Raw genomic sequence first — 26,013 nt, forward strand, 5'->3', positions numbered from 1 at the left:
GCGAACGGGGCGGTTCGCCAGGTGTGACTTAGATGTCCCTCTGCCGGACGACTGCCGCCAGGTGGGTGCGCAGGCTCAGCAGCACCGGATCGCGGGCGAGGGCTTCGTGCCGCGGGTGGTGGGCCGGCACGGGGCGTTGTGGCGGTGCGGCGCCGTCATCGGTGGTCGTGTCGTCCTGGGCGGTCTCGATCGCTCTCAGCAGTCGTCGCCAGGTGCCGTCGGCCGTCCAGTGGCGGTGGTGCCGGTAGATGGTCACCCAGCAGCCGAACCGCCCGGGCAGATGACGCCATCGCAGACCGGTCCTGGCTTGGTAGAGCGCCCCATTGATCATCATCCGGTGCTCGTCCCACCGGTCTCCAAGCGTGTCGCCGGGGGGTAGCAGCGATGCCAGCCGTTCCCATTCGGCGTTCGTCAGATCGCCACGATGCATGTGCTCATCGTGACAAGGTAAACACTCTGTGTCAGCAGATCCAAAAAAGATCTTCGTCTTCGGAAGTACCCCGACAAAAGATGAGGCGAGGGCCTCGGAATACCGAGACCCTCGCCTATCCCCTGGAAGGGCTTACTTGTACAGCTCGCCGTTCGGGCCGACGATCTTGCCGGACCACACGTTCTTGGCCGCGTTGTACACCGCGGCCGTCTCGCCGTCGAAGTAGGGCGAGGTGATGTAGTCGACGCGGTCGTTACCGTCCTGGTCGGCGAAGGTGCTCGTCACACCGTTCACGTAACCGAGACGCTTGCCGTTGCTGTAGTTCTGGAGCCAGGGGCCGCCGTCGTAACCGGGGGTCACGGCGCACTTGAGGCCGATGTGCTCCTCGATCTTGAGCCAGGAGGCGCCGACCGCCTTGGCGGTGGTCGTGCCGTAGCAGTTCTTCGGCGTGACGCCGCTGTACGGCTTGTTGCCGTCCGGGTGCGGAGCGGCCGGGTAGCCGAAGGCGCGGACCGGCTTGCCGGTGGGCTGGTTCCAGGAGAAGCCCTGGCCGCCGACGTTGTCGCCGAGGCGACCGGCGTCCTTGGACAGCAGGATGTAGTAGTGGCCGCCCCACGCGCGCTTCGGGCCGGTGAAGCTCTGGTAGTCCTTGCGGTCCACCTGCTTCACGCCGTTGAACTGGATGCCGTTGTAGACGGTGACGAACGCGTAGTCGCGGTCCCAGTCCTCGTACGTGTCGAAGTCGTAGTGGGTGAAGGCCTGCTTGCCCACGTAGATGCCCCACGGGGTCTTGCCCTGGTAGTAGCCGGGGACGAAGACCCAGTTGTCGAGGAGCGCCTTGTTGCTGTCCGTGTCGTAGACGCAGTGGCCGGCCGTGGAGACCAGGTTGCGGTAGTTCGACTGGATGGAGGTGGCCGAGCACCAGCGGAACTTGCCGGAGCCGTCGACGAAGAAGACCTTGCCGATGGTCTTGGGGATGTTCACGTTCTGGGCCTTGGCGCCGCTCGACTTCGTCTCGCCGGTCGGCGCCGTGGTGCCGGGCTTGCCGTCGGGGCTGTAGCCGCCCTTGGAGACGACCTTCCGGACGTCGTTCGCGTCCCAGGTGTACTGGGTCGCCTGCCGGAGCGCGGCTCCGTTCGAGGCGAGCCAGAAGGAGGCGACCGAGGCGGCCTCGGCGGTGTTGTTGGCCATCGGGTCGTGGGAGACGTCGCCGTCGGCCTGGGCCGTACCGGTCAGACCTACGGCGAGCAGGCCGGTCGCGAGGACGGCACCGCCGGCGGGCAGCAGGATTCGCTTCAAGGTAACTCCAGGTTGCGCTGACATGAGGCGCCTGGTGCACCTCCATAACTCAGCAAACGGACAGCCCGGAACTTACCGGTTTGACAATGCTCATGTGAATTTCGGGTAGATCATGTCAGCGCTCCAACAGGGCGTCGTGACCTTGCTGAGACAAAGGATGCGCTGATCACCAGCAGTGACCGGACGGTTGCAGTGATTTAGGTCACATTTGGCGGAGTGGTCTGCGCGGCGGCGCGTCGGTAGACCGCTCCGGCGGTGGTGTCGAAGTACGGGGACGACACCGCGTCGTACCAGCCCTTCGCGTCTCTGTTCCAGGTCAGGCTGTTGACGCCGTTGAGGTAGCCGGTCCAGCGGTCCTTGTTGAAGCCGATCAGCCATGGACCGCCGCTCGCGCCCGGGCTGAAGTCGCAGTTGAGCAGCTGCACGCCCTTCTGCAGGTCGAGGCTGACGGCGGAGGTCCAGCGGGTGGGGCCTTCCTTGCACATCTCCAGGCGCTTGCCGTCGAACGGGCGGGTGCCGTCGGGCTGCGCGCCCGCCGGGTAGCCGAACGCGGCCACCGTGTACGTGGTCGGCTTCTTGTTCAGCTCGATGCCCTGGCCGCCCACGTTGTCCTGGAGTCGGCCCACGTCCCTCATGACGTAGCGGCCGTCCTTGGCCTCCCACTTGAAGCCGCGGTGCACGGTCACGAACGCGTAGTCGAAGTCGTAGTCGCCCTTGCCCGACCAGTCCTCGTGAATGCTGATCGAGGAGCCCACGTAGATGCCGTCGGGCGTCTCGCCGTTGGGCCCGGGGTTGGGGACGAAGATCCAGTAGTCGGCGGCCTTGGCCTGCCGTGGGTCGTACGCGCAGTGCCCGGCCGTCGCGACGACGCTGCGGTTCCTGGCGGCGACCGCACTGGCGGAGCACCAGTACTCCTTGTCCCCGAACCGGAAGAAGACCTTGCCCATGGTCCTGGCGACCGAGCCCTTGCGCGGCAGCACGGGCGACACGGCCTGCGCGGCGACGGCCCGCGTGACGGTGGTCGCGGCCTGCGTGGCGGGGTTGGAGGCCTGCGCGGAGGTCGACGGCGCCGGGGTGGCGGCCTGGGTGCCGGGCGTCGCGGGGCTGTAGCTGTCGGCCTGCTTGAGCTGGTCGGGTGTCCAGTAGTCGGCGACCCGCTTGACGTCCACCGCGGTCTTGGCCAGCGAGACGGCGAAGACCCTGCTGTCGAGCGCGGCGTTGCTGTCGAGCGCGGCGTTCGCGATCCCCGTGAAGGCAGGCGCCATCAGCAGCGCGCTGCTGAGCGCAGCCGCCACCAAGTGCCTGGCCCGGGGGATCATGAATTAACCTTTCTTGGGGTCGTAAGGGTGGATTTTTCCAGATGTACTGGTGGTATTGCAGCCAGGATAGAGATTCGTTACCTGATCAAGAGTGCTCTGTGCACTATAAGGACATCGTCAGACAGATCTCTAAATGATCATTGGTAAGGGGCGTTTCCGCAGGTCGGAGTGGGTGTAGGCGCTTGTTGAATTCCACTCATTCCGTGCCCGTTCCAGTGATGTACGCCTCAGTGGAAGACCCCGGTTCCCAGGGGAACCGGGGCCTCGGAAGCCACCTCGATCAGCGGAAGTTGCCGGTCCAGCGGTTGGCCGCGGCCTTGTAGACCTTGTACGTGTCGGTGTTGAAGTACGGGGACGAGATGTAGTCGTAGCGGTCGTTGGCGTCGGTGTCCCACGCGACGCTGTTGACGCCGACCAGGTAGCCGGTGCGCGACGCGCTCTTGTAGTTGTAGATGAACGGCCCGCCGCTCGCGCCGGCGGTGAAGGAGCACTTGAAGCCGATGTGCTCCTGCAGGTTGTACTTCCTGGCCTCGGGCATCGGCCGGGTCTTGCCGAAGCAGAACTTCATCGTGCGGCCGGTGTACGGCTTGTCGCCGTCGGGGTGCTCGCCCGCCGGGTATCCGAACGAGAACACGTCCAGCTTCGTGCTCCTGTTCCAGGTGAAGCCCTGGCCGCCGACGTTGTCACCGAGTCGGCCGACGTTCTTGACCGTCCACTGCCAGCGGTTGCCGACCTTCTCCCAGTTGACCTTGATGCCGTTGTAGACGTTGACGAACGCGTAGTCGAAGTCGTAGTCCTCCTTCACCACGAAGTCGTCGTGCGCGTTGAACGTCTTGGCGGCGTAAATGCCGTAGGGCGCCTTGCCCTCCCAGACATTGTTGCCGTCCCAGTACGACGGAATGAAGATCCAGTTGTCGTAGAAGGTGTTCTTGCTGGTGTCGTAGACGCAGTGGGCCGAGGTCGCCACGAGGTTGCGGTACTTGCCCTGAACCGAGCTGGCCGAGCAGTACCGCCAGCTTCTCGGGTCGCGCGGGTCGGCCTTGGGCAGCGTGAAGAACACGCGGCCGACCGTGTTGGGCAGATTGACGTGCTTGCTCTTCTTGGCCTTCGTCTTCTCCTCACCGATCGGCGGGACGGATCCCGGAGGGCCGTCAGGTGCGTCGTTGCTGCCCTTGACGCCCTTGGAGGTCAGGTCGAGGCCGGCGTCGTAGTCGGTGGCCAGCTTGACGCGGTCGGGGGTCCAGAACTGGACCGCCTGCTCGGCGGGTGTGGCGGAGTTCTGGGACACGACGTCGGAGGGTGCTTGGGCGTTGGCCGGGGTGCCGCCGACCATGCCCGCGGCCAGCCCGACGGCCATCAGGCCGGCGAGCGGGAACGCGATGCGCCTTGCTCGGGAAAACATGGAGCTCCTTTCGGCTTTCGGCGGCCCAGAGCGGGGTACTGCGCCCCGGTGGGCCAGGAAAACGATCGGAACGCTAATGAATGGCGCAAGGGGATGGCCATGAAACGACGCGAAAAAGCATGGCCCGGTTCCATTCCGTTATAGAAATAGCGAAACCGCATGTATTCATGATTGGCATCCCCGCAGGTCGCGCCGCCCGTTTTTTGTCTCGCGCAACAGCGGTAACAGGCATTATCAAATGCCACTCCTTATCAACCGAATCTTGTTCTGGTTAGATGGATTCATGGATCCTCGCACCCCCTGTCTCATCGGCATCGCACAACGCACCATTCGCGAGCAGCCCGGCCCGGAACCGCTCGATCTATGGGAGGAGACGGCGCGCGCGGCCGCCGAGGACGCCCGGCTCCCCGTCGAGCGGCTGGACTCGATCCAGATCGTCCACACCGACTCGTGGCAGTACGACTCGCCGGTCGGCCGCCTCGCCGAGCGCCTCGGGGCGACGCCGCGGCACCGTGCGTACTCCAAGGTCAGCGGTACGGCCCCGCAGCTGCTCATCGGCGAGGCGGCGGCCAGGATCGCGGCGGGCGACCTCGACTCCGCGCTGGTCACGGGGGCCGAGGCGCTGGCGACGCGCCGGGCGTACCGGCGGGCGGGCGAGCGCGTCCCGTGGAGCCACCCCGCCGTGCCCAAGCCCCCGTACGGGTGGGAGCGCCCGCCGCACCCCTACGCGCTGGCCCACGGGCTCTTCATGCCGGTGCACACCTACGCGATCATGGAGACGGCGCGGCGGGCGGCGTCCGGGCTCACGATCGCGGAGGAGATGCGCGACAGGGGTCGCCTGATGGCCCCCATGACCGAGGTGGCCGCCGCGAACCCGTACGCCTGGCGCCGGACCGTCCGCACCCCCGACGAGCTCGCGACGGGCGACCGCTTCGTCGGCTGGCCCTACACCAGGGACACGGTGGCCGTGCTGGAGGTGGACCAGGCGGCGGCCGTCATCCTGGCCAGCTCGCGGCTGGCCGACCGGCTCGGGGTGTCGGCGGAGGGGCGGGTCTACCTGCGCGGGTGGGCGTACGGGGAGGACACCTGGGAGGTGGCCGCGCGGCCCGAACTCGGGTCTTCCCGGGCCATCGCGCACGTGGCGGAGGCCGCTTTCCGGCGGTCCGGGCTCGGGCTCGGCGACATGCACGCGCTCGACCTGTACAGCTGTTTCGCGGTGGCGCTGCGGCAGGCGTGTGACGCGATCGGGCTCGATCCCCTGGACCGGCGCGGGCTCACGGTCACCGGCGGGCTGCCGTACGCGGGCGGGCCGGCCAGCGACTACGTCCTGCACTCCACGGCGACCATGGCGGGGCTGCTGCGGGCCCAGTCCGGGCACGGGCTGGTGAGCGGGGTGGGGATGCATCTGACCAAGCACACATATGCGGTGTGGTCCAGCGAGCCGGGAGGGCGGCTGGGGAGCGCCGCGCCGGTGTTCATGGCCGAGGAGGTGCCTCTGGTGGGGGCCTGCGCGGGGGAGGGGGTGGTGGCGGGGTACACGGTGGCGCACGGGCGCGACGGTGCCGCCGAACGAGGGGTGCTGGTGGTGGAGGTGCCGGGCGGGCGGGCCTATGCGGTGGTGGAGGAGGCCGGGCTGCTGGCGGACGCGGAGTCGCGGGAGCTGGTGGGGCAGGTGGTGCGGGTGTCTTCTGACGGGAAGGTCAACGTGGCGGCGTGGTGACTCAAAGTTGATGCAAAGACCGTGACCGTACGACTACTATACGGAGTTGACATTTTGATGTCAGCGGCGGACGCTGGAGTCATGCGGAGGACAACGGTGCGCATCGACGAGACGCTCCTCAACGAGGCGAAGGCGTACGCGGCACGTAACGGACGCAGTCTCAACTCGGTGATGGAGGATGCCTTGAGGCAACTGCTCAACCGCTCCACGGAGCTGGCCGAACGGCCGCGGGTGGAGTTGATCACTTCCAGCAGCAAGGCTGGATTCCAGCCGTGGGTCCAGGAGCGGCTCGACGCCGGCGAGAAGCTGGAGCACATCGCCTGGGATCTCGACGACGAGGAGCGTTTCCCGGAGTTGCCCAATGTTGCTGGTTGACACCAACGTCCTCATCAACGCCTTCCGGCGGGAGTCCTCCGACCACGATCAATGCCATGACTTCGTGGACGGGATGGTCAACGGCGACTCCAGCTACGCCGTGAGCGACTTCGTCGTCAACGGCTTCGTCCGGATGGTGACCAACCGGCGCGTCTACAAGGACCCCGACGACGTGGGGCGCGCGCTGACCTTCGTCGGCACCTACCGCAACCAGCCGCAGGCGTCGGTGGTCGCCCCCGACTCGAGACACTGGGAGATCTTCGTCAAGCTGTGCCGTCAGTCGGGCGCCACCGGCAACCTCGTCCCCGACGCCTATCTCGCCGCACTCGCCATTGAGCACGGTTGTGAATTTGTGACCTGCGACAAGGATTTCGCCAGGTTCCAGGGCTTGCGCTGGCGGTCGCCGCTCAACTGAACTGGATGAAAGGGCGCAAGCCCGCACTACTCGGCTAGGAACCGTCGTGGTTGACCGGTTCGATGTCATCGAGGTAGGCGAGCGCGGTCGCCGCCGGTGGGTCGGGCTGGTGGTGGTGCTCGCGCTCGTCCTGATCCCCGTCGTCAGCCTGCTCATCAGCCGGGATCCCGAGCCTGCGCCGCCGGCAGGGCCGACCTCCGAGCCCATCAGGTCCCTCACCAAGATTGACAGCGCCCCCAACGCCCTCACCGTCCGGCCCGCGGCCAAGGGCGGTGAGGAGGTCATGGAGGTGGTGTTCCCGCACGGGGTGCGGGCCGAGGTGCGATACCCGGCCGAGCTCGGTCTTGCCGCCATGGGGTCGCGGCCCTACCAGGGGGTCTGGATCGACGGGCAGTATCGGCAGTTGTCCGCCCCGTACAACGGTGAGTTCGAGGTGACCGTGGGTGGCCGGCCGATCAGGAACTACGCGCCCAACGTCACCCTCTGGCCCCGCCGGGCGGGCAGCGGTTACTACGGGCAGGTGCTGCTGTTCGCGTTCGGGCGGTGGCGGCTGGCGATGTACGACCGGGGGCAGGGGCTGACGTTCGACCAGCGGGTGGCCCTCGCGCGGGGGCTGAAGGGCAGGGAGACGAAGGACGGCTACCTCGTGCTGTCGGCCAAGTCGCCCGTGCGGCTGGCCAGGCCGGGGGAGACGGCGCAGGGGCAGCCGCTGGGGCCGCAGCTGTGGTTCGGCGGCGGCGCGGGGGAGATGGTCGTGCTGGCGCCCACGCCCGGCTGCAAGAAGAAGGCCGGGATGCCGAGTGTGATCGTGGGGCGCGGGCGGTCGGCCGGCTCGGTGTGCCGGGGCGACGTGCTGGTCGCCGTCACGGGGCCACAGTCGTTCAGGAAGCGGGCCTTGGAAGGGATTCGGATCACGCTGAAGTAGGGTGCGGCCATGTTCGCCGTAACCGCCACACAGACCGACCCCGACAACCCACTCGCCGGGCTGACGCTCGGCGAGCGTCCGGAGCCGAAGGTCCCGGACGGATGGACGACCGTCTCCGTGCGCGCGGCCGCGCTCAACCATCACGACCTGTGGACGCTCAAAGGCGTCGGCATCAGGCAGGACCGGCTGCCGATCGTGCTCGGCTGCGACGCCGCGGGCGTGGACGAGGACGGCAACGAGGTCATCGTGCACTCCGTGATCGGCACGGGCGCCGACGAGACGCTCGATCCCAAGCGCACGCTGCTGTCCGAGGTGCACGACGGCACGTTCGCCGAGCGGGTGGCCGTGCCGCGGCGCAACCTCGTGCCCAAGCCGGCCGGGCTCGGCTTCGAGCACGCCGCCTGCCTGCCCACGGCCTGGCTGACCGCGTACCGGATGCTGTTCGACAAGGCCGGGCTCGAGCCCGGCTCCACCGTGCTGGTGCAGGGCGCGGGCGGCGGCGTCGCCACCGCGCTGATCGCGCTCGGCCGGGCCGGCGGCTACCGGGTGTGGACCACCAGCCGCTCAGAGGAGAAGCGCGCGCGTGCCCTCGAACTCGGCGCCGACCAGGCGTTCGAGCCGGGCGCGCGGCTGCCCGAGCGGGTGGACGCGGTCATGGAGACCGTCGGTCAGGCCACCTGGGACCATTCGCTCAAGTCGCTCAAGCCGGGCGGGCGCATCGTCGTCAGCGGTGCCACCAGCGGCGCGGTCCCGCCCGCCGACCTGAACCGGGTCTTCTTCCTGCAGCTGTCCGTCGTCGGCTCCACGATGGGCACGCGGGAACAGCTCGGCCGGCTGGCGGTCTTCCTGGAGCAGACCGGGGTACGGCCCGTCGTCGACAGGGTGCTGCCGCTGGCGGAGGCGCGGGACGGGTTCGCGGCCATGGCCGAAGGGGACATCTTCGGAAAGATCGTCTTCACCGTCTGAATAAGTAAAGGGTTACTTCCCGGCTTTCCGGGTGATACAAGCATGAGTGGGCTTGTCTCACCCGGGAGGCCGTGATGATGGAGGTTCAGCCCTTCGGTCCAGGTTCGATGCACTGGGACACCACCGGCGAATACCGCAATCTGCTCGTCGCCGGGAGCGCGCTGGTCATGCAGACGATGCACCCGGCCGTGGGTGCGGCCGTCGCCGAGCACTCCACGTACAAGGACGACCCGTGGGGGCGGCTCACCCGCACGCTCGTCTCGATCCAGAAATGGGTGTACGGCGGCGCGGACGGCCCGGCGGAGGGCGCGCGGCTCAGGAGGCTGCACCGGCAGATCAGCGGGGTGGACGAGCTCGGCAGGCCCTACCACGCGCTGAACGGGGAGGCGTGGGCGTGGGTGCACCTGTCGCTGTTCGAGCGCTTCGTCGTGCTCAACCGCTATTTCGGCACCCCGTTCACCGTCGCGCAGGAGCGGCGGCTCTACGCCGAGTCGCGGCAGCTCGGCGCGATCCTGCGGGTGCCGGAGCGGGAGATGCCCGCGGACCTGGAGGAGTTCTGGCGGTACTTCGACGCGATGGTGGCCGACCGGCTGGAGGCGCACCCGACGGCGCTCGACGTGCTGTCGGTCCTGCGCGGCACGCCGGCGCCGCCCGGGCTGCCGAGACCGCTGCGGCGGCTGTGGACGCCTGTGGGAGTGGGATCGGGGGAGTTCAACTACTTCGTGACGGTCGGTACGTTGCCGCCCGCCATCCGGCGGAAGCTGGGGCTGCCGTGGACGGCGCGGGAGGAGCGGCGGTTGCGGCACCTCGGGCACGCGGTGGCGGTGCTGACGCCGCGCCTGCCCGAACGCCTGAGGTACATGCCCATCGCCTACCACGCCCGCAAGGCCGCCCGCGGCGCGCGCCGCCCGGAACGGCACCTCCGCTCGGCATAGACGGAGGTCAGCTTTCGAGGATGTCGCGGACGCGGCGGCGGGTCTCGTCGAGCGTCGTACGCAGCTCCGCCAGCTTCTCCGGCGTCAGCCGGGCCTCGGACGCCTCCTCGCGGGCCTCGGCGATGAAGTCGGCCAGCAGCTCGCCCAGCTCCGCGTCGAGGTCGGCGCGGCTCGTCGGCGAGCCGCCCAGCGTGGCCCATACCTCGGACCAGATCCTGCGCCACTCCCCGCTGAGCCGCTCGCCCTCGTCCTGCCAGTGGGTGGCGTGCTCCATCCACTGCCGCTTCTGCTGCTCCTTGAGCCGCCTGAAGTCCGCCTTCTGCTGCTCCTTGAGCCGCCGGGTGTCGTCCCGGGCCCCCGTGCGAACGTCCTTGGCCATCCGCGTGAGCTCGTCGCGCAACGACTTGACCGTGTCGCGGACGTCCTCCTTGACCTCGCGGGCGATGTCGCGCACGGAGGCGGAGATCTCCTGCTCCAGGTCGTCGAGCTCGTCGAGCCGGGCGTTCAGCTCCTCGCGGCCCTTGTCGGTGATCGAGAACACCTTCTTGCCCTCGACCACCTCGTGCGTCACCAGGCCCTCCTCCTCCAGGCGGGCCAGGCGCGGGTAGATCGTGCCGGGAGAGGGCGAGTAGACGCCGAGGAAGCGGTCCTGGAGCAGCCTGATGACCTCGTAGCCGTGACGCGGGCTCTCTTCCAGCAGCTTGAGCAGGTACAGCCGGAGCCGGCCGTGACCGAAGACAGGGCTCATTCCTTCTCCCCCTTGAGCAGCGCGACCTCGCCGGAGACCGTGATCGCCGACAGCGACGCCATGCCGCCGCCCAGCCTGCCCGACATCGACTTCGTGCCGGGGCCGTTCGAGTTGAACAGTTCGTGGAACGTGCTGACCAGCCTGCCGGAGGTGGATCTCACGTTCACGTCCGCCTCCACGTTTTCCGGCAGCCTGACAAGGATGTCACCGGAAACGCTGTTGAGCGTCACATGGCCGGTCGGCCGAAGCGCCAGATCCGCCGTGATGCGGCCGGAGACGGTGTTCGCCTTGAGGCGGCGCGGGGTGCCGTCGGCCACGGTCAGGTCGCCCGAGACGCTCTTGAACGCCAGGTCGCCGTCCATCGCCCGGCTCTCCACCGGGCCCGAGACGGTCGTCGCGTTCACGTCGCCGCTGACGCCGTCGAGCACGATCTCCGCGGACACGCTCCTGACCTGCGTCATCCTCTCGAACCCGGCCACCACGGCGGGCGCGGAGACCACTCCGGCGTTGACGGTGCAGTGCTTGGGAACGGTGATCGTCAGGACCGTCCTGCGCCGGTCGCGCCGAAGCCAGCCGAGGAGGCCGTCCCAAGTGAGGTCCTTGTAGGTGATGGAGAGCTCCTTGGCGTCCTCGTCGTACGTGACCAGCAGCGGGGATGCCGACTCGATCTCGGACACCTCGACTGTGGGCGGGCCGTCGCTGGCCAGCACGGCCAGGCGGCCGGCGACGATGCGCACGTCGAGCGCTTCCACTTGGCCGAACGTCAGCTGTTCTGGGCCCTCGATCGTCCACTGCTGCATGTTCCCCCGCCCTTCTGGCGACATGTTCTCCCTACGTAACACGATATGTCGCGTTCTTGGGAAACTCAAGATGTATCGCGTTGGCGCGTCGAGGTGTCGTCCTTTGGGGGAGGGTGGGCTGGCCCTACCGGCGCGTGGCCCCCTTGCCGCCGTGGCGGGGAAGGGGGCCGCGGTGGGGTGGGGTCAGTCGTCCTCGTCGTCGTCGAGCCGTGCCAGCCAGGTGGCCAGCCGCTCGATCGGGATCTCGAACTCCGGGTTGAGGTCGACGAACTCGCGCAGCCGCTCGCCGAGCCAGAGCAGGCTGACCTCCTCCTCGCCCCGCCGCTCGACCAGTTCCTCGATCCCCCGATCGGTGAAGTACATCTTTCTCAAGTCCTCCTGAAACGGCAGTGAGCCCCCAGCCGGGGCCGGGGGCTCACTCTGGTGTTGGATCAGCCGAACAGCTCGTGGAGGATCTCCTCGAGCTCGGTGTCGTGCGAGTTGTGCGAGCCCGTCGCCGGCGAGCTGTTGGGGCGGCGCGAGACACGCCGCAGCGGGCGGCCGCCCAACGTCTCCGGGTCCTCGGCCAGCTTGAGCGCCAGGTACGGCCACGGCCCCATGTTGACCGGCTCGTCCTGCGCCCAGATCAGCTCCGCCTGCGCCCCGTAGCGGGACAGCTCGGCGGCCAGCTCCTCACCCGGGAACGGGTAGAGACGCTCGAGCCGGACGATCGCGACGTCGTCGCGGCCCGTCTTCTCGCGCCCCGCCGCCAGGTCGTAGTAGAGCTTGCCGGACGTGAGCACGACCCTGGTGACCTTGGCCGGGTCAACGGTGGTGTCGCCCAGGACCGGCTGGAAGGTGCCCGTGGTGAAGTCGGACGCCTTGGACGTGGCCGCCTTGTGGCGCAGCAGCGACTTCGGCGTGAAGACCACCATCGGCTTGTGCCGCTGCGACTCCACCTGCCAGCGCAGGAGGTGGAAGTAGTTGGCCGGGGTCGAGGGCTGCGCGACCGTCATGTTGTCGAGCGCGCAGACCTGCAGGAACCGCTCGATGCGGGCCGAGGAGTGGTCGGGGCCCTGGCCCTCGAAGCCGTGCGGCAGCAGCAGCACGACGGAGGACTTCTGGCCCCACTTCTGCTCGCCCGACGAGATGAACTCGTCGATGATCGTCTGGGCGCCGTTGACGAAGTCGCCGAACTGCGCCTCCCAGGCGACCAGGGCGTCCGGGCGGACGACGCTGTAGCCGTACTCGAAGCCGAGCGCCGCGAACTCGCTGAGCAGCGAGTCGTAGATGTAGAACTTCGTGGTGCCCTGGTTGAAGGTCTTGAGCGGCGTGTGGTCGGCGCCGGTCATCCGGTCCACCAGGACGGCGTGGCGCTGCGTGAAGGTGCCGCGGCGCGAGTCCTGGCCGACCAGGCGCACCGGGTGGCCGTCGATCAGCAGCGAGCCGTAGGCGAGCGTCTCGCCCATCGCCCAGTCGATCGTGTCCGTCTCGACCATCTGGCCGCGGCGCTGCAGCACCGGCGCCAGGCGCGGGTGCGGCGTGAAGCCCTCGGGCAGGTTGAGCTGGGTGTCGACGATGCGCTTGAGCGTCTCGTCGCTGATCGCGGTCTCCGTGTCGGCGTGCGACCACTTGACGACCTCGGTCGGCGGCACCCGCATCGCGGCGGCCTCGGCCGGCTTCTTCGCCGCCTCGCGGGTCTCGGTGAACGCCTGCTCCAGCTTGGCCTGGTAGTCGCGCAGCGCCTGCTCGGCCTCCTCGACCGTGATGTCGCCCCGGCCGATCAGCGCCTCGGTGTAGAGCTTGCGGGTCGAGCGCTTGGCGTCGATCAGGTCGTACATCAGCGGCTGGGTGAAGGCCGGGTTGTCGCCCTCGTTGTGGCCGCGGCGGCGGTAGCAGATGAGGTCGATGACGACGTCCTTGCGGAACGCCTGGCGGTATTCGTAGGCCAGCTGGCCCACGCGCACCACGGCCTCGGGGTCGTCGCCGTTGACGTGGAAGATCGGGGCCTGGATCATCCGGGCCACGTCGGTCGCGTAGACCGAGGACCTGGACGAGGCGGGCGAGGTGGTGAAGCCCACCTGGTTGTTGACCACCACGTGCACGGTGCCGCCGGTGCGGTAGCCGCGCAGCTGCGACAGGTTGAGCGTCTCCGCCACGACGCCCTGGCCGGCGAAGGCCGCGTCGCCGTGGATGAGCACGGGCAGGACGGTGAAGCCCTCCTCGCCGCGCTCCAGGAGGTCCTGCTTGGCGCGGACGACACCCTCGAGCACCGGGTCGACCGCCTCCAGGTGGGAGGGGTTGGCGACCACGGAGGAGGTGATGGTCTTGCCGCCCGGCGAGGTGAACGTGCCCGTCGCGCCGAGGTGGTACTTCACGTCGCCGGAGCCGTGCGCCGTGCGCGGGTCGATGTTGCCCTCGAACTCGCCGAAGATCTGCGCGTACGACTTGCCCACGATGTTGGCCAGCACGTTGAGGCGGCCGCGGTGGGCCATGCCGATGACGACCTCGTCGAGGCCCTCGTCGGCGGCATCGCTGATCACCGAGTCGAGCAGCGGGATCAGGGACTCGCCGCCCTCCAGGGAGAAGCGCTTCTGGCCGACGAACTTCGTCTGCAGGAACGTCTCGAACGCCTCGGCGGTGTTGAGCCGGGACAGGATGTTGAGCTGCTCGTCACGCTCGGGCGACTTGTGCGGCTTCTCCACCCGCGCCTGGATCCAGGCACGCTCCTCGGGGTTCTGGATGTGCATGTACTCGATGCCGACCGTGCGGCAGTAGGAGTCGCGCAGCACGCCGAGGATCTCGCGGAGCTTCATCAGCGCGCGACCGCCGAAACCGCCCGTGGCGAACTCGCGCTCCAGGTCCCACAGCGTCAGCCCGTGGGACTGGATGTCCAGGTCGGGGTGCTTGCGCTGCTTGTACTCCAGCGGGTCGGTCTCGGCCATCAGGTGGCCGCGCACGCGGTAGGCGTGGATCAGCTCGATCACGCGGGCGGACTTCGACACGTCGTCGTCGTGGGAGGCCGAGACGTCCTGGACCCAGCGGACCGGCTCGTACGGGATCCGCAGCGCCTCGAAGATCTCGTCGTAGAAGCCGTCCTCGCCCAGCAGCAGCCGGTGGATCTGGCGCAGGAAGTCGCCCGACTGGGCGCCCTGGATGATCCGGTGGTCGTAGGTGCTGGTCAGCGTCATGACCTTGGAGACGGCCAGGCGCGAGAGCGTGTCGGGCGAGGCGCCCTGGTACTCGGCCGGGTATTCCATCGCGCCGACGCCGATGATCGTGCCCTGACCGGGCATCAGGCGCGGCACGGAGTGGACGGTGCCGATCGTGCCGGGGTTGGTCAGCGAGATCGTGGTGCCGGCGAAGTCGTCGACGCCCAGCTTGCCCGCGCGGGCCTTGCGGACGACGTCCTCGTACGCCATCCAGAACTGGCGGAAGTCCATCTCCTCGGCGCCCTTGATCGAGGGCACGAGGAGCTGGCGCTCGCCGTTGCTCTTCTGGACGTCGATCGCCAGGCCGAAGCCCACGTGCTCGGGCTTGATCAGCGTCGGCTTGCCGTCGACCTCCGTGTAGGAGTAGTTCATCTCCGGCATGGCCCTCAGGGCCTTGACGATCGCGAAGCCGATCAGGTGGGTGAAGGAGATCTTCCCGCCGCGACCCCGCTTGAGGTGATTGTTGATCACAATGCGGTTGTCGATCAGCAGCTTGGCCGGGATCGCGCGCACGCTGGTGGCCGTCGGGACCGTCAGTGACAGGTCCATGTTGGCGGCCGTGCGGGCAGCGGCGCCGCGCAGCTTGACCTCCTCGGCGCCCTTGGGCACCGGGGTGGCCGGCAGCTTCGGCTTCTCGGCAGCCGGTGGTGCCTTCGGCGGCGCCTGGGGGGGAGCGGGAGCGGTCACGGTGCCGTTCGCCACCTCCCTGACCGGCGCTGCCCGGCCCGTTCCGGAATCAGGGTTGTAGTCAGCGAAGAAGTTCCACCATGCCTTGTCGACAGACTCGGGATCTTGGAGGTACTTCTGGTACAGCTCGTCGACAAGCCACTCGTTCTGACCAAAGCTTGCCAGCGGGTTTGTCCGCGACGACTCTGACGACACGGCGGAAATCGCCCTCTTCCGCAGATCGGCGTTGATGTTAGAGAACCTGTCCAAGGCTACTCGCCCGGACCGGCAGCGCGCGCCGAAGAGCCCGTGCCGCCTCGAACGATCCTCTCAGGACAGTGCAAAGAGGTCACGTCCCCCTAGTCAATCCGGGTGGTGCCGCAATTATTACTCTTTGGTATCAACACTACGACGGGAGGTTTATTTCCCGCCGGACACCAATCTGCTAGCAATCCGTACCTCTGGTGACAACTCGGACAGCAGGTCGGCCAGCTCCTCGCCCGCCTCCTTGAGCTCCTCCAGCGACATCGGCTCGAGGCGCTCGAGGAGGAAGATCGCGTTGGTGGTCTCTTCGGTGAGCCGGGTGCGCGCGACCTGACGCCAGTTCCACCTGCGGCAGGTGACGCCGACGTCGTCGCGCCAGATCACCTCGCCCGGCTCGGGTGTGCCGAGCGCCTCCTCGGACGCCTCGTCGCCGGTCGCCCGCAGCAGCCGGGCCGGGCCTGCGTAGTGGTCGAGGTCCTCGCCGCCGATCGGCAGCGCGTGCTTCACGCTGATCGAGTTGTACGCGTCCACCGCCTGGTTGATCTCCGGCAGCGGCATCCTGCGGGTCAGGGCGTCGACCGAGGGCCTGGTCCGCTGTGGTTTGGCGCCGAACGCCCGGTAGGCGTCCTTCCAGGCGTCGATCTTGTCCGTCTGCACCTCGTACTCGGAGGCCGCCGCCAGCCAGGCCCTGGACCGGTCGTCCGTGGGCCCGTTGCGCAGGCCGTGCGCGGTCATGACCAGCACCGCGAAGTCGGGGCGCAGCGCGAAGACGGAGTCGTCCACCCAGATGTCGTCAAGCATCCCCACAGTCTAGAAGCGGCCGAGACCGCAAAAATCTCTTTGCAAAATTAGCTTTGCGGTTTACGGTGGAACGTATGGAGGAGCAGTACAAGATCAGTGATCCGCGGGTGCTCAAAGCGGTCTCCCACCCGCTGCGCGTGCGCCTGCTCGGCCTGCTGCGCCTGGATGGCCCCGCGACCGCGAGCGAGCTGGGGCGCAAGGCGGGCGAGAGCTCGGGCTCCACCAGCTACCACCTGCGGGAGCTGTTCAAGTACGGCTTCATCGAGGAGGACGACGACCGGCGCGACGGGCGCGAGCGACGCTGGCGGGCCCGCCACCGCTACACCTCGTGGGACGCCGGCGAGCTGTCCGACACGGCCGAGGGCCGCGAGGCGGTCCGGATCATGCACCTGCGGCAGGCCGAGTTCGTCGGGCGGGTGATGGAGGAGTTCGACCTCGACGGCTGGTCGCGCGACTGGGGTGACGCGGCGGGGATGAGCGACCACATCGTCTCGCTGCCGCCCGCAGGGGTGCGCGAGTTCAACGACAGGGCCGGGGAGTTGCTGCGCGACCTCGCCGCCAAATACGCCGGCGATCCCGAGGCCAGGCAGGTCCACGCCTGGCACGGCGCCGTACCGCGATCGCAGGAGGAGGAGTCGTGACCGCACGCTCGGCCTTACGCCGCTACATGCTCGTCAGCTTCCTGACCTGGCTGCCCCTGGGGCTCATGTTCGCCTCCCTGGTGTTGCTCATGACCGCGCGGGGGCTCAGCCTGGCGGAGGTGGGGCTGTCGGTGACGGTGTTCTCGGTCGTCACCGCCACCCTGGAGTTGCCGACCGGCGGCCTGGCCGACGTCCTCGGGCGGCGCGTGGTCCTGGCCGTCTCCGCCGCGTTCACCGTGGCCGCGCTCGCGCTGCTCGCCGTCTCCACCACGTTCTGGATGTTCCTGATCAGCGGCGTGCTCAAGGGCGTGGCCAGGGCGCTGTCCAGCGGCCCGGCCACCTCCTGGTACGTCGACACGCTCCACGGGATCGAGGGCCGCGACGCCGACCTCAAACCGGGGCTGGCCAGGGGCGGCGCGATGGAGTCCGTGGCGCTGTGCGTGGGCGTGCTGGCGGGCGGCGGCCTGCCGCTCCTGGTGCCGGCGCAGGTGATCTTCCCGCTGGCCGCGCCGCCGCTGGTGGGCGCGACGGCGGCGGCCGTGCTGCTGGTCGTGGTGGTGTTCGCGATGCCGGAGCCCGCGCACGCCCGCAGGTCGCTGATCAGCGTGCTGCGCGACGTGCCGGCCACGGTCGGGGCGGGCCTCCGGCTGGCGGCCGGTGCGCCTGTGCTGCGCCGCTTGATGGCCGCCGCGGCGGCCTCCGGCGTGGTGCTGATCAGCATCGAGCTGCTCACCCCCGGGCGGCTGGCCGAGCTGGCCGGTACGGCCGAGCGGGGCAGCCTGGCCTACGCCGTGGTCTCCGCGCTCGGGTTCGCGGGCAGCGCGGCGGGCAGCGCGCTCGCGCCCCGGGTGGCGCGGCTGGCCGGCGGCTCGGCCGGCGGCGCGATCGCCGGGACCGTGCTCGCCGCGCTGTCCGTCGGGGCGCTCGCCGCGACCGCGGGGCTGAGGGGCCCGGCTGGGCTGGTGAGCGCGGGGCTGGCGTACATGACGCTCTTCGTGGGGCTGTCGGTGGCGGGTCTGCTCTGCCTGGAGATGACCCACAACGCGGTCAGCGCGGCCGAGCGCACCACCGTCACTTCGACCAGTTCGCTGTCGCTGCAGGCGGGCGGGGTCGTGGCCAACCTGACGCTCGGCGCGCTGGCCGGGCAGGCGGGGGTGGCCGTCGCGTGGATCGGCGCCGCGCTGGTGGTGCTGGCCTCGGCCCTGCTGTTCGTACGGATGCCCGCGCCTACAGGCTCCAGTCGATCTCCGGCCCCACGGGCACGATCCCACTCGGGTTGATGTTGGTCTGGGTGATGTAGTAGTGACGCTTGATCTGGTCGAAGACGGTGGTTTCGCGGAAGGCCGGGATCGCGTACAGCCGGCGCGCGTACGCCCACAGCGCCGGATAGTCGACCAGCCGCCGGACCGAGCACTTGAAGTGCCCGTGATAGACGGCGTCGAACCTGGCCAGGGTCGTGTACAGGCGCACGTCGCTGTCGGTGAGGACGTCGAAGAGGTATTCCGACTCCGCCAGGCGCACCTCAAGGAAATCGAGCGTGGTGAAGACCCGGGCCACGGCCTCCTCGTACACCTGCTGGTCGCGGGAGAAGCCCGCCTCGTAGACCGCGTTGTTGAGGCCGTGGTAGAGGCGGTCGTTCATGATGTCGATGTCGGGGCGGAGGCGTTCCGGATAGAGGTCGGGGGAGGTTCCCCATGACATTTCCAGATCGAGGGTGATCTGCGGGAAGTCGTTGGTGACGATCCGCTTGTCCCTGGTGTCCCAGACGCACGGCACGGTGTAGCGGCCCGTGTAGTCCGGGTCGGTCGCGTGGTAGAGCTCCGACAGATACTCGGGGTCGCCGTCCGGGACGCGCCAGCCCTTCTCGTCGCGGATGGGGTCGACGATCGTGACGTCCAGCACGTCCTCCAGGCCGAGCAGCGCCCGGACGATCAGCACGCGCTGCGCCCATGGGCAGGCGTAGGAGGCATAGAGGCGGTAGCGGCCGGGTTCGGGCGGGCCGAGGCGGTCGGTGAAGCGGTTCGGCTGCCGTACGAACCGGCCAGCCTCGGAGAGCTCGCGGCGCAGCTTCATGACCCCAGTAGAACATGATTCGGACACAGAACTATATTCGGCATGTGTCGAAATTTGTGGTGACTCCCGCGAGCCAGGCGCAGCGGGAGGCGTGGGTGGTCGGGGCGATCCCCGAGGTCGAGCGGGTGCGTCCGGGGCTGTGGTCGGTCCCGGTGCCGATCCCGATCAACCCCCTGCGGTACGTGCTGGTCTATGTCCTCGAACTGCCCGACGGCGTGGTGATCGTCGACGCCGGGTGGAACACCGACGAGGCGTACGACGCGCTCGTCGCGGGTCTCGGCGTGGCCGGGTACGCGATCACCGACGTCAAGGGCGTGCTCGTCACCCACATCCACCCCGACCACTACGGCCTGGCCGGGCGCATCCGGGAGATGTCGGGCGCCTGGATCGCCCTGCACCCGGCCGACGCCCGCCTGATCCGCGAACGCTACGACGACGAGGTCATCGACTCCCTCGTGGACCGGGAACGCGCGCTGCTGGTCCGCTGCGGCGTGCCGCCGCTGACGCTGGACGAGCTGGCCGGCGCGTCCATGATGATCAGGCACGTGGTCTCGATGGCCAGGCCGGACCGGCTGGTCGAGGACGGCGACGAGCTCGGCCTGCCCGGCTGGGACCTGCGGGCGATCTGGACGCCCGGCCACTCGCCCGGCCACCTGTGCTTCGTCTCGCCCTCGCGCCGGCTGCTGTTCTCCGGCGACCACGTGCTGGCGAAGATCACGCCCATCGTGGCCGTCCACCCCCAGTCGGGTCCGAACCCGCTGGCCGACTACCTCGACGCGCTGGCCGCCGTGCGCAAGCTGGACGTGGAGGAGGTGCTGCCGGCCCACGAGTACCGGTTCCTGGAGCTGGCCGAGCGGGTGGATTACGTGCTGGCGCACCACGACGAGCGGCTGGCGGAGATCGAGCAGGTCGTCGGCTCTCTGGACGGCGTCACGTGCTGGGACGTGGCCACCCGCCTGTCGTGGTCGCGGCCGTGGGAGACGATCCCGCCGTTCATGCGGCGCGCGGCCAACAACGAGACGCTGGCCCATCTGGCGTGGCTGGCGGCCAAGGGGCGGGTACGCAGGGAGCCCGGCGAACCCGAACTGTGGCGCCTGCCCTGACGCGGTCTATCGTAGCTCGTAACAGAATGTTGTTCTCCTGCGTGGGAGGTTCGATGCTTCGGTTCGATGACAGGGTCGCGATCATCACGGGTGCCGGGCACGGTCTTGGCAGGTCGCACGCGCTCCTGCTGGCCGAGCGGGGCGCCAAGGTCGTCGTCAACGACCTCGGCGGCGCGCTCGACGGCACGGGCGCCTCCACGGGGCCCGCCGCCGACGTGGTCGAGCTGATCACGAAGAACGGCGGCCAGGCCATCGCCAACGCCGACAACGTCGCCACGCCGGAGGGCGCCAGGGCCATCGTGCAGGCCGCCGTGGACGCGTTCGGCAAGGTGGACATCGTCGTCAACAACGCGGGCATCCTGCGGGACAAGTCGTTCGGCAAGATGACGGTCGAGGACTTCGACGGGGTGCTGGCCGTGCACGTACGCGGCTCGTACCTGGTCAGCCAGGCCGCGTACCCGCTGATGAAGGCGGCCGGCTACGGCCGCATCGTCAACACCTCCAGCCCGGCGGGCCTGTTCGGCAACTTCGGCCAGGCCAACTACTCCACCGCCAAGATGGGCCTGGTCGGCCTGACCAAGACGCTCGGCATCGAGGGCGCCCGCAACGGCATCAAGGCCAACGCCATCGCACCCATCGCCTGGACCCGGATGACGGAGGCGCTGCTGCCGGCCGAGTTCGAGGCCAAGTTCACGCCGGAGCGGGTGAGCGCGCTGGTGGCGTACCTCGTGCACGAGACGTGCGAGGCGAGCGGCGAGGTGTTCAGCGTGGGCGGCGGCCGGGTGGCGAGGGTGTTCGTGGCGGAGGGGCCGGGCTGGAAGACGGACGACCTCACGCCGGAGGCCGTCGCCGGCAACTGGGAGGCCGTCATGGCCGAGCAGCCCTACGTGCTCACGGCCGCCGACTCGATGAAGGCGATGCTCTAAGTCCTGCGGATCCCCGCCGCCGGGCACTCCACGTCGGCGGCGGGGATCCGCCATGCGCTCAGCAAGGCGACGTGGAGTGCCCGGCGTAACAAGCGAGGCTCCCAGAGGGACTTCTGTCAGAGGGAGACGCCGATGTGGCCGCTCCTCGAGGGATCTTAGGCCGAAGTACGAAGCCGCGATACATGCCCAAAAAGCCGGAAAAACCGGGCTTTGTTCGATCTTCGGCGGAAGTCGCCGGAGTTTTGTCGATACTCACTCTTGATTTGCCGCATCGGTGATCTTATTGTCGCGGCATGACCCCCCAGCCGGGCTCTGCCGGAGATGTGCTGACGTTGATCAGCGCAGGTTCGGCCACGACCCGTTCCGATCTAGCGAGGCTCACCGGCCTGGCCAGGTCCACGATCTCCCAGCGCGTGGACGCGCTGATCGAGCGCGGGCTGGTCGAGGAGACCGAGAGCGGTGAGTCCACCGGTGGCCGCCCGCCGCGCCAGCTGCGCCTGCACACCGAGGAGCACGCCTTCGCGGGAGTCGACCTGGGGGCCACCCACTGCCGGGTCGTGTTGATGGACATCTCGGGCAACCTGCTGGCCGAGTGCGAGGACTCGCTGCTGATCGGCGAGGGGCCGGAGAAAGTGCTCGCCCACGTGGACCAGCGTCTCGACCAGCTGCTCGGCGAGGCGGGGCGGCCCCGGTCGGCGCTGCGCGCCATCGGGGTCGGGGTGCCGGGGCCGGTGGAGTTCGCCACGGGACGACCGAACAACCCGCCGATCATGCCGGGCTGGAACGACTACCCCATCCCCGAGTACTTCGACGGCGTGTCGGTGCTGGTCGACAACGACGTCAACGTGATGGCGCTCGGCGAGCACCGTCACTCGTTCCCCGGTGCCGGCCACCTGCTGTTCGTCAAGGTCGGCACGGGCATCGGCTGCGGCATCATGGCCGAGGGCAAGCTGCACAGGGGCGCCCAGGGCTCGGCCGGCGACATCGGGCACATCCGGGTCAGCGGCCACGAGGACGCGGGCTGCCGGTGCGGCAACAGCGCCTGCCTGGAGGCCGTGGCCGGCGGTGCCGCCATCGCGCGGCGGCTGAGCGAGCTGGGCCTGCCGGCCGAGTCGGGAGCCGACGTCGTGGCGCTCGTACAGGCGGGCAACACCCAGGCGCTGCGGCTGGTCAGAGAGGCCGGCCGGCTCGTCGGCGAGGTGCTGGCCAGCCTGGTCAACTTCTTCAACCCCGAGGTCATCGTCATCGGCGGCGCGCTGTCGCGGGTGCACGAGCACCTGCTGGCCGGGATCAGGGAGACGGTCTACCGCAGGTCGCTCCCGCTGGCCACGCACCACCTGTCGATCACGCCGAGCCGTACGGGCATCAACGCGGCCGCGCTCGGGGCGGGGATCCTCGCCATCGAGCACTATCTGTCGCCGGACAACATCAACCGGATCGTCAACGCCTGAAAGGGACTTTCCCCGATGCTGGTCATGAAGGGCATCGTCAAGCAGTTCCCCGGCGTGCGCGCGCTGGACGGGGTCGACCTGGACGTACGGGCGGGCGAGGTGCACTGCCTGCTCGGCCAGAACGGCGCCGGCAAGTCCACCCTGATCAAGGTGCTGGCCGGAGCGCACCAGCCGGACGAGGGCACGATCCTGTTCAACGACCAGGAAGTGCGCCCGAGCAGCCCCATCGACGCCATCAGGCTCGGTTTCGCCACCATCTACCAGGAGCTCGACCTGGTCGACGGGCTCAGCGTGGCCGAGAACATCTTCCTCGGCCACGAGCACGCCCGCTTCGGCTTCGTCAACCGGGCGGCCGCCAGGCGCGCAGCCCGCGAGGTGCTCGAACGACTCGGCCACGGGGAGATCCGCGCCTCGGCCGAGGTGGGGCGGCTGTCGCCGGCGGCCAAGCAGGTCGTGTCCATGGCCAGGGCGCTCTCCCACGACGCCCGCCTGATCATCATGGACGAGCCCTCCGCCGCCCTCGCCCACGACGAGGTCGCGAACCTCTTCCGCATCATCCGCGAGCTGACCGCCCAGGGCGTGGCCGTGGTCTACATCTCGCACCGCCTGGAGGAGATCCGCGAGATCGGCGACCGGGTCACCGTGCTGAAGGACGGCCGCACGGTCGCCGTCGGCCTGTCCGCGCGGGACACCCCCACCGGGGAGATCGTCTCGCTCATGACCGGCAGGAACGTCGAGTACGTCTTCCCGCCCCGGGCCGGCCGCTCGCCGGGCGAGGAGGTGCTCAAGGTCGAGAACCTGTCCTCGCCGGGCGTCTTCTCGGGCGTGTCGTTCTCCGTCCGGGCGGGCGAGATCGTCGGGCTGGCCGGGCTCGTCGGCTCGGGCCGCTCGGAGATCCTGGAGGCCGTGTACGGCGCCCGCCCCGCCTCGGGCCGCGTCCTGCTCGCCGGAACTCCCATGCGCCGCAGCGTCGTCGGCACCGTCAAACGCGGCATGGGCCTGGCCCCGGAGGAACGCAAGGCCCAGGCCCTCCTCCTCGACCAGAGCGTCACCGCCAACATCACGCTGGGCACCCTGCCGGGGTTCGCCAGGTTCGGCTGGATCGACCGCAAGCGGGAGCGGGCCGAGGCCAAGCGCCTGTCGGAAATGTTGGACATCAGGCCACCCGATCCCGAACGCCCGATCCGGACCCTGTCCGGCGGCAACCAGCAGAAGGCCGTGCTCGCCCGCTGGCTGCTCGGCGGCCGCAAGCTGCTCCTGCTCGACGAACCGACCAGAGGCGTGGACGTGGGCGCCAGGGCCGAGCTGTACGCGGTGATCCGCAACCTGGCCGAGCAGGGGATCGGCGTGCTGCTGGTCTCCAGCGAGGTGCCCGAGGTGCTCGGCCTGGCCGACCGGGTGCTCGTGTTACGCGAGGGGACGGTCATCCACGAGGGCGACGCCGAGGGCCTGGACGAGCACCGCGTACTCGACATGATCATGAATGGGAGGGCGGCGTGATGAGCGAGCCCACAACCGACCGGCCGCTCGCGGGGGTGGGGTCGCCCCCGTCGCCGGGCGGCTTCCGCGCCAGTTTCGGAGAAATGCGACATCTCGGGCTGTTGGCGGCGCTGGCGCTGCTGATCGTCGTCGGCCTCGTCACCGTGCCCGGGAACTTCGCCACCACCTCCAACCTCGTCAGCATCCTCTCCCTGGCCGCCACGATCGGCGTGATCACGGTCGGGGCCACGTTCGTGATCATCGGCGGCGGCATCGACCTGTCGGTCGGCGCGGTCATGGCGCTGGCCTCGGTCTGGGCCACGACGCTGGCCACGCAGTCGTACGGGCCGGTGGTGATGGCGATCTGCGCCATCGCCGTCGGGACCGGGGCGGGGCTGGTCAACGGGTTACTCATCGCCTACGGGCGACTGGTGCCGTTCATCGCGACGCTGGCCATGCTCGTCGCCGCCCGAGGGCTGGCGCAGCGCATGTCCGACCGCAAGACGCAGCTCCTCCAGTCCGACAACTCCGCCATCGTGGACCTGTCGACCACGCGCCTGCTCGGCATCCCGCTGCTGGTCTACATCTTCGCCCTGGTCGTGGTGCTCGGGTGGATCGTGCTCAACCGCACGACGTTCGGGCGGCGGACGTACGCGGTCGGGGGCAACCCCGAGGCGGCCAGGCTCGCCGGGATCAACGTGCGCAGGCACACGATGCTGCTCTACGCCCTGTCGGGGCTCTGCTGCGGCATCGCCGCGATCCTCATCATGGCGCGTACGACGACGGGCTCGTCCACCCACGGCGACCTGTACGAGCTCGACGCCATCGCCGCCGTGATCATCGGCGGCACGCTCCTCACCGGGGGCCGGGGCACGATCGTGGGCTCGATCCTGGGCCTGCTGATCTTCACCCTCATCACGAACCTGTTCATTCTCAACGGGCTCAACACCAGCGACCAGCTGATCGCCAAGGGCCTGATCATCGTCGTCGCCGTCCTTCTCCAGCGGCGGAACTTGAAGGAGAGAGCACCATGAGTGAGAACGTCGCGCGCAGGGGATTCCTCGTCGGCGGAGCCGTACTCTTAGCGACGGGCTGCACCAGCAACGAGCCCGCGGCATCGACCGGCAACTCGGCCTCAGCGCCCGCGCCCGCCCCGGCGGCCAGCGGCAACGACCAGCCGGGCGACAAGGTCACGATCGGGTTCTCGGCGCCCGCCGCCGACCACGGCTGGATCGCGGCCATCGCCAAGAACGCCGAGAGTGCCGCGAAGCAGTACTCCGACGTGGAGTTCAAGCCGGTCGAGCCGACGAACGACATCAACCAGCAGATCTCCGCGGTCGAGTCGCTCATCGCGGCCAAGGTGAGCGCGCTGGTCATCCTGCCCAACGACGGCCAGCAGCTGAACCAGGTCGCGCTCCAGGCCACCGCGGCCGGGATCCCGGTCATCAACCTCGACCGCGTCTTCCCCGACAAGCTGGCCTACCGGACCTGGATCGGCGGCGACAACTACGGCATGGGCGTCGCGGCCGGGCAGTACATCGGCAAGCAGCTCAAGGACAAGGGTGTCACCAATCCCGTCATCGTCGAGATCCAGGGCATCGCCACGCTGCCGCTGACGCAGGACCGCAGCAAGGGCTTCGCCGACGCGCTGAAGACGTTCGGGTTCAGCGTCACGGCCAAGCAGGACGCCAAGTTCACGGTCGAGACCGGCAACCAGGTGGCCACTTCGCTGCTCCAGGCGCACAAGAAGATCGACGCGCTCTGGAACCACGACGACGACCAGGGCGTCGGCGTGCTGGCCGCGATCAAGGAGGCGAACCGGAACGAGTTCATCATGGTCGGCGGCGCCGGGTCGCTGAACGCGATGAAGGAGATCCAGTCGGGCACGTCGGTGCTGAAGGCCACGGTCACCTACAGCCCGACGATGGCCTCCTCGGCGATCAAACTGGCACGTCTGATCGCGCAGGGGAAGGGCATGAGTGATCTGGTGGAGAACCAGGTTCCGCAGTCCATCACGCTCGCATCCGAGACCATTACCAAGGACAACGTCGAGAAGTACCTGGCGCTCGGCTTCGAATCCTGAT

General features: G+C 68.9%; 24 protein-coding genes. 14 read left to right on the plus strand and 10 right to left on the minus strand.

From position 1 onward, the window contains the following. Positions 1 to 28: 28 nt before the first annotated feature. The 4 genes from ABZX61_RS47835 to ABZX61_RS47850 all read right to left on the minus strand — a co-directional run bounded on the left by ABZX61_RS47835 (position 29) and on the right by ABZX61_RS47850 (position 4,450). Entirely contained in the window at positions 29 to 430 is a 402-nt protein-coding gene (locus tag ABZX61_RS47835) for a transposase (RefSeq protein ID WP_350729315.1), read from the minus strand. Between the two features lie 132 nt (positions 431 to 562). After that, on the minus strand, positions 563 to 1,729 hold the full coding sequence (locus ABZX61_RS47840) for a hypothetical protein (RefSeq protein ID WP_355205149.1): 1,167 nt from the start codon (positions 1,727 to 1,729) through the stop codon (positions 563 to 565). A gap of 197 nt (positions 1,730 to 1,926) precedes the next feature. After that, entirely contained in the window at positions 1,927 to 3,048 is a 1,122-nt protein-coding gene (locus ABZX61_RS47845; protein WP_355205152.1) for a trypsin-like serine protease, read from the minus strand. A 280-nt stretch (positions 3,049 to 3,328) separates the two neighbouring features. Next, positions 3,329 to 4,450, minus strand: a complete 1,122-nt coding sequence (locus ABZX61_RS47850; RefSeq protein ID WP_350729320.1) for a serine protease — start codon at positions 4,448 to 4,450, stop codon at positions 3,329 to 3,331. Positions 4,451 to 4,733: 283 nt separating this feature from the next. On the opposite strand from ABZX61_RS47850, the gene ABZX61_RS47855 reads away from it, so the two are divergent. The 6 genes from ABZX61_RS47855 to ABZX61_RS47880 all read left to right on the plus strand — a co-directional run bounded on the left by ABZX61_RS47855 (position 4,734) and on the right by ABZX61_RS47880 (position 9,786). Then, complete coding sequence (locus ABZX61_RS47855; protein ID WP_355205155.1) at positions 4,734 to 6,170, plus strand: acetyl-CoA synthetase; 1,437 nt, start codon at positions 4,734 to 4,736, stop codon at positions 6,168 to 6,170. A gap of 96 nt (positions 6,171 to 6,266) precedes the next feature. Beyond that, entirely contained in the window at positions 6,267 to 6,545 is a 279-nt protein-coding gene (locus ABZX61_RS47860; protein ID WP_355205158.1) for a hypothetical protein, read from the plus strand. Then, the gene (locus tag ABZX61_RS47865; RefSeq protein WP_355205161.1) at positions 6,532 to 6,960 is read left to right on the plus strand and encodes a type II toxin-antitoxin system VapC family toxin; all 429 of its coding nucleotides are present in this window, start codon (positions 6,532 to 6,534) and stop codon (positions 6,958 to 6,960) included. Before ABZX61_RS47860 ends, ABZX61_RS47865 begins: the two co-directional genes overlap by 14 nt. Positions 6,961 to 7,006: 46 nt before the next feature. After that, positions 7,007 to 7,885, plus strand: coding sequence for a hypothetical protein (locus tag ABZX61_RS47870; RefSeq protein ID WP_355205164.1), 879 nt, complete (start codon positions 7,007 to 7,009; stop codon positions 7,883 to 7,885). A gap of 9 nt (positions 7,886 to 7,894) precedes the next feature. Further along, complete coding sequence (locus tag ABZX61_RS47875) at positions 7,895 to 8,851, plus strand: zinc-binding dehydrogenase (RefSeq protein WP_355205167.1); 957 nt, start codon at positions 7,895 to 7,897, stop codon at positions 8,849 to 8,851. A 107-nt stretch (positions 8,852 to 8,958) separates the two neighbouring features. Continuing rightward, a complete protein-coding gene (locus ABZX61_RS47880; protein ID WP_355205170.1) occupies positions 8,959 to 9,786 on the plus strand; it encodes an oxygenase MpaB family protein in 828 nt (275 codons plus the stop codon). 7 nt (positions 9,787 to 9,793) lie between these two features. Here ABZX61_RS47880 and ABZX61_RS47885 read toward each other — a convergent pair whose 3' ends face one another. The 5 genes from ABZX61_RS47885 to ABZX61_RS47905 all read right to left on the minus strand — a co-directional run bounded on the left by ABZX61_RS47885 (position 9,794) and on the right by ABZX61_RS47905 (position 16,256). Beyond that, complete coding sequence (locus ABZX61_RS47885; RefSeq protein ID WP_355205173.1) at positions 9,794 to 10,534, minus strand: PadR family transcriptional regulator; 741 nt, start codon at positions 10,532 to 10,534, stop codon at positions 9,794 to 9,796. After that, positions 10,531 to 11,358: a DUF4097 family beta strand repeat-containing protein gene (locus tag ABZX61_RS47890; RefSeq protein ID WP_350729333.1), complete on the minus strand. Its 828-nt coding sequence runs from the start codon at positions 11,356 to 11,358 to the stop codon at positions 10,531 to 10,533. The genes ABZX61_RS47885 and ABZX61_RS47890 overlap by 4 nt, the downstream gene beginning before the upstream one ends. 159 nt (positions 11,359 to 11,517) lie before the next feature. Further along, the gene (locus ABZX61_RS47895; RefSeq protein WP_192793777.1) at positions 11,518 to 11,697 is read right to left on the minus strand and encodes a DUF6104 family protein; all 180 of its coding nucleotides are present in this window, start codon (positions 11,695 to 11,697) and stop codon (positions 11,518 to 11,520) included. A 68-nt stretch (positions 11,698 to 11,765) separates the two neighbouring features. Then, positions 11,766 to 15,407: a multifunctional oxoglutarate decarboxylase/oxoglutarate dehydrogenase thiamine pyrophosphate-binding subunit/dihydrolipoyllysine-residue succinyltransferase subunit gene (locus tag ABZX61_RS47900; RefSeq protein ID WP_355205177.1), complete on the minus strand. Its 3,642-nt coding sequence runs from the start codon at positions 15,405 to 15,407 to the stop codon at positions 11,766 to 11,768. 204 nt (positions 15,408 to 15,611) lie between these two features. Continuing rightward, positions 15,612 to 16,256, minus strand: a complete 645-nt coding sequence (locus ABZX61_RS47905; RefSeq protein WP_355205179.1) for a phenylalanine--tRNA ligase beta subunit-related protein — start codon at positions 16,254 to 16,256, stop codon at positions 15,612 to 15,614. Positions 16,257 to 16,330: 74 nt separating this feature from the next. On the opposite strand from ABZX61_RS47905, the gene ABZX61_RS47910 reads away from it, so the two are divergent. Together ABZX61_RS47910 and ABZX61_RS47915 are read left to right on the plus strand one after the other, a co-directional pair. Next, positions 16,331 to 16,897: a helix-turn-helix domain-containing protein gene (locus ABZX61_RS47910; RefSeq protein ID WP_355205182.1), complete on the plus strand. Its 567-nt coding sequence runs from the start codon at positions 16,331 to 16,333 to the stop codon at positions 16,895 to 16,897. After that, complete coding sequence (locus ABZX61_RS47915) at positions 16,894 to 18,177, plus strand: MFS transporter (protein WP_355205185.1); 1,284 nt, start codon at positions 16,894 to 16,896, stop codon at positions 18,175 to 18,177. The genes ABZX61_RS47910 and ABZX61_RS47915 overlap by 4 nt, the downstream gene beginning before the upstream one ends. Here ABZX61_RS47915 and ABZX61_RS47920 read toward each other — a convergent pair. Continuing rightward, positions 18,125 to 18,970, minus strand: coding sequence for a glutathione S-transferase C-terminal domain-containing protein (locus ABZX61_RS47920; protein ID WP_350729342.1), 846 nt, complete (start codon positions 18,968 to 18,970; stop codon positions 18,125 to 18,127). The genes ABZX61_RS47915 and ABZX61_RS47920 overlap by 53 nt on opposite strands. Positions 18,971 to 19,014: 44 nt before the next feature. On the opposite strand from ABZX61_RS47920, the gene ABZX61_RS47925 reads away from it, so the two are divergent. The 6 genes from ABZX61_RS47925 (at position 19,015) to ABZX61_RS47950 (ending at position 26,012) form a co-directional block, all read left to right on the plus strand. Continuing rightward, on the plus strand, positions 19,015 to 20,073 hold the full coding sequence (locus ABZX61_RS47925) for an MBL fold metallo-hydrolase (protein WP_355205187.1): 1,059 nt from the start codon (positions 19,015 to 19,017) through the stop codon (positions 20,071 to 20,073). Positions 20,074 to 20,126: 53 nt separating this feature from the next. After that, the gene (locus ABZX61_RS47930) at positions 20,127 to 20,999 is read left to right on the plus strand and encodes an SDR family oxidoreductase (protein WP_350729346.1); all 873 of its coding nucleotides are present in this window, start codon (positions 20,127 to 20,129) and stop codon (positions 20,997 to 20,999) included. 293 nt (positions 21,000 to 21,292) lie between these two features. Then, complete coding sequence (locus ABZX61_RS47935; RefSeq protein ID WP_350729347.1) at positions 21,293 to 22,450, plus strand: ROK family transcriptional regulator; 1,158 nt, start codon at positions 21,293 to 21,295, stop codon at positions 22,448 to 22,450. Between the two features lie 15 nt (positions 22,451 to 22,465). After that, entirely contained in the window at positions 22,466 to 23,950 is a 1,485-nt protein-coding gene (locus ABZX61_RS47940) for a sugar ABC transporter ATP-binding protein (RefSeq protein WP_350729349.1), read from the plus strand. After that, entirely contained in the window at positions 23,950 to 24,963 is a 1,014-nt protein-coding gene (locus ABZX61_RS47945; RefSeq protein ID WP_355205191.1) for an ABC transporter permease, read from the plus strand. Before ABZX61_RS47940 ends, ABZX61_RS47945 begins: the two co-directional genes overlap by 1 nt. Continuing rightward, positions 24,960 to 26,012, plus strand: coding sequence for an ABC transporter substrate-binding protein (locus ABZX61_RS47950; protein ID WP_355205194.1), 1,053 nt, complete (start codon positions 24,960 to 24,962; stop codon positions 26,010 to 26,012). The genes ABZX61_RS47945 and ABZX61_RS47950 overlap by 4 nt, the downstream gene beginning before the upstream one ends. Position 26,013 lies beyond the last annotated feature (1 nt).

The organism is Nonomuraea sp. NPDC003709 (assembly GCF_040610775.1).
Taxonomy (GTDB): domain Bacteria; phylum Actinomycetota; class Actinomycetes; order Streptosporangiales; family Streptosporangiaceae; genus Nonomuraea; species Nonomuraea angiospora_A.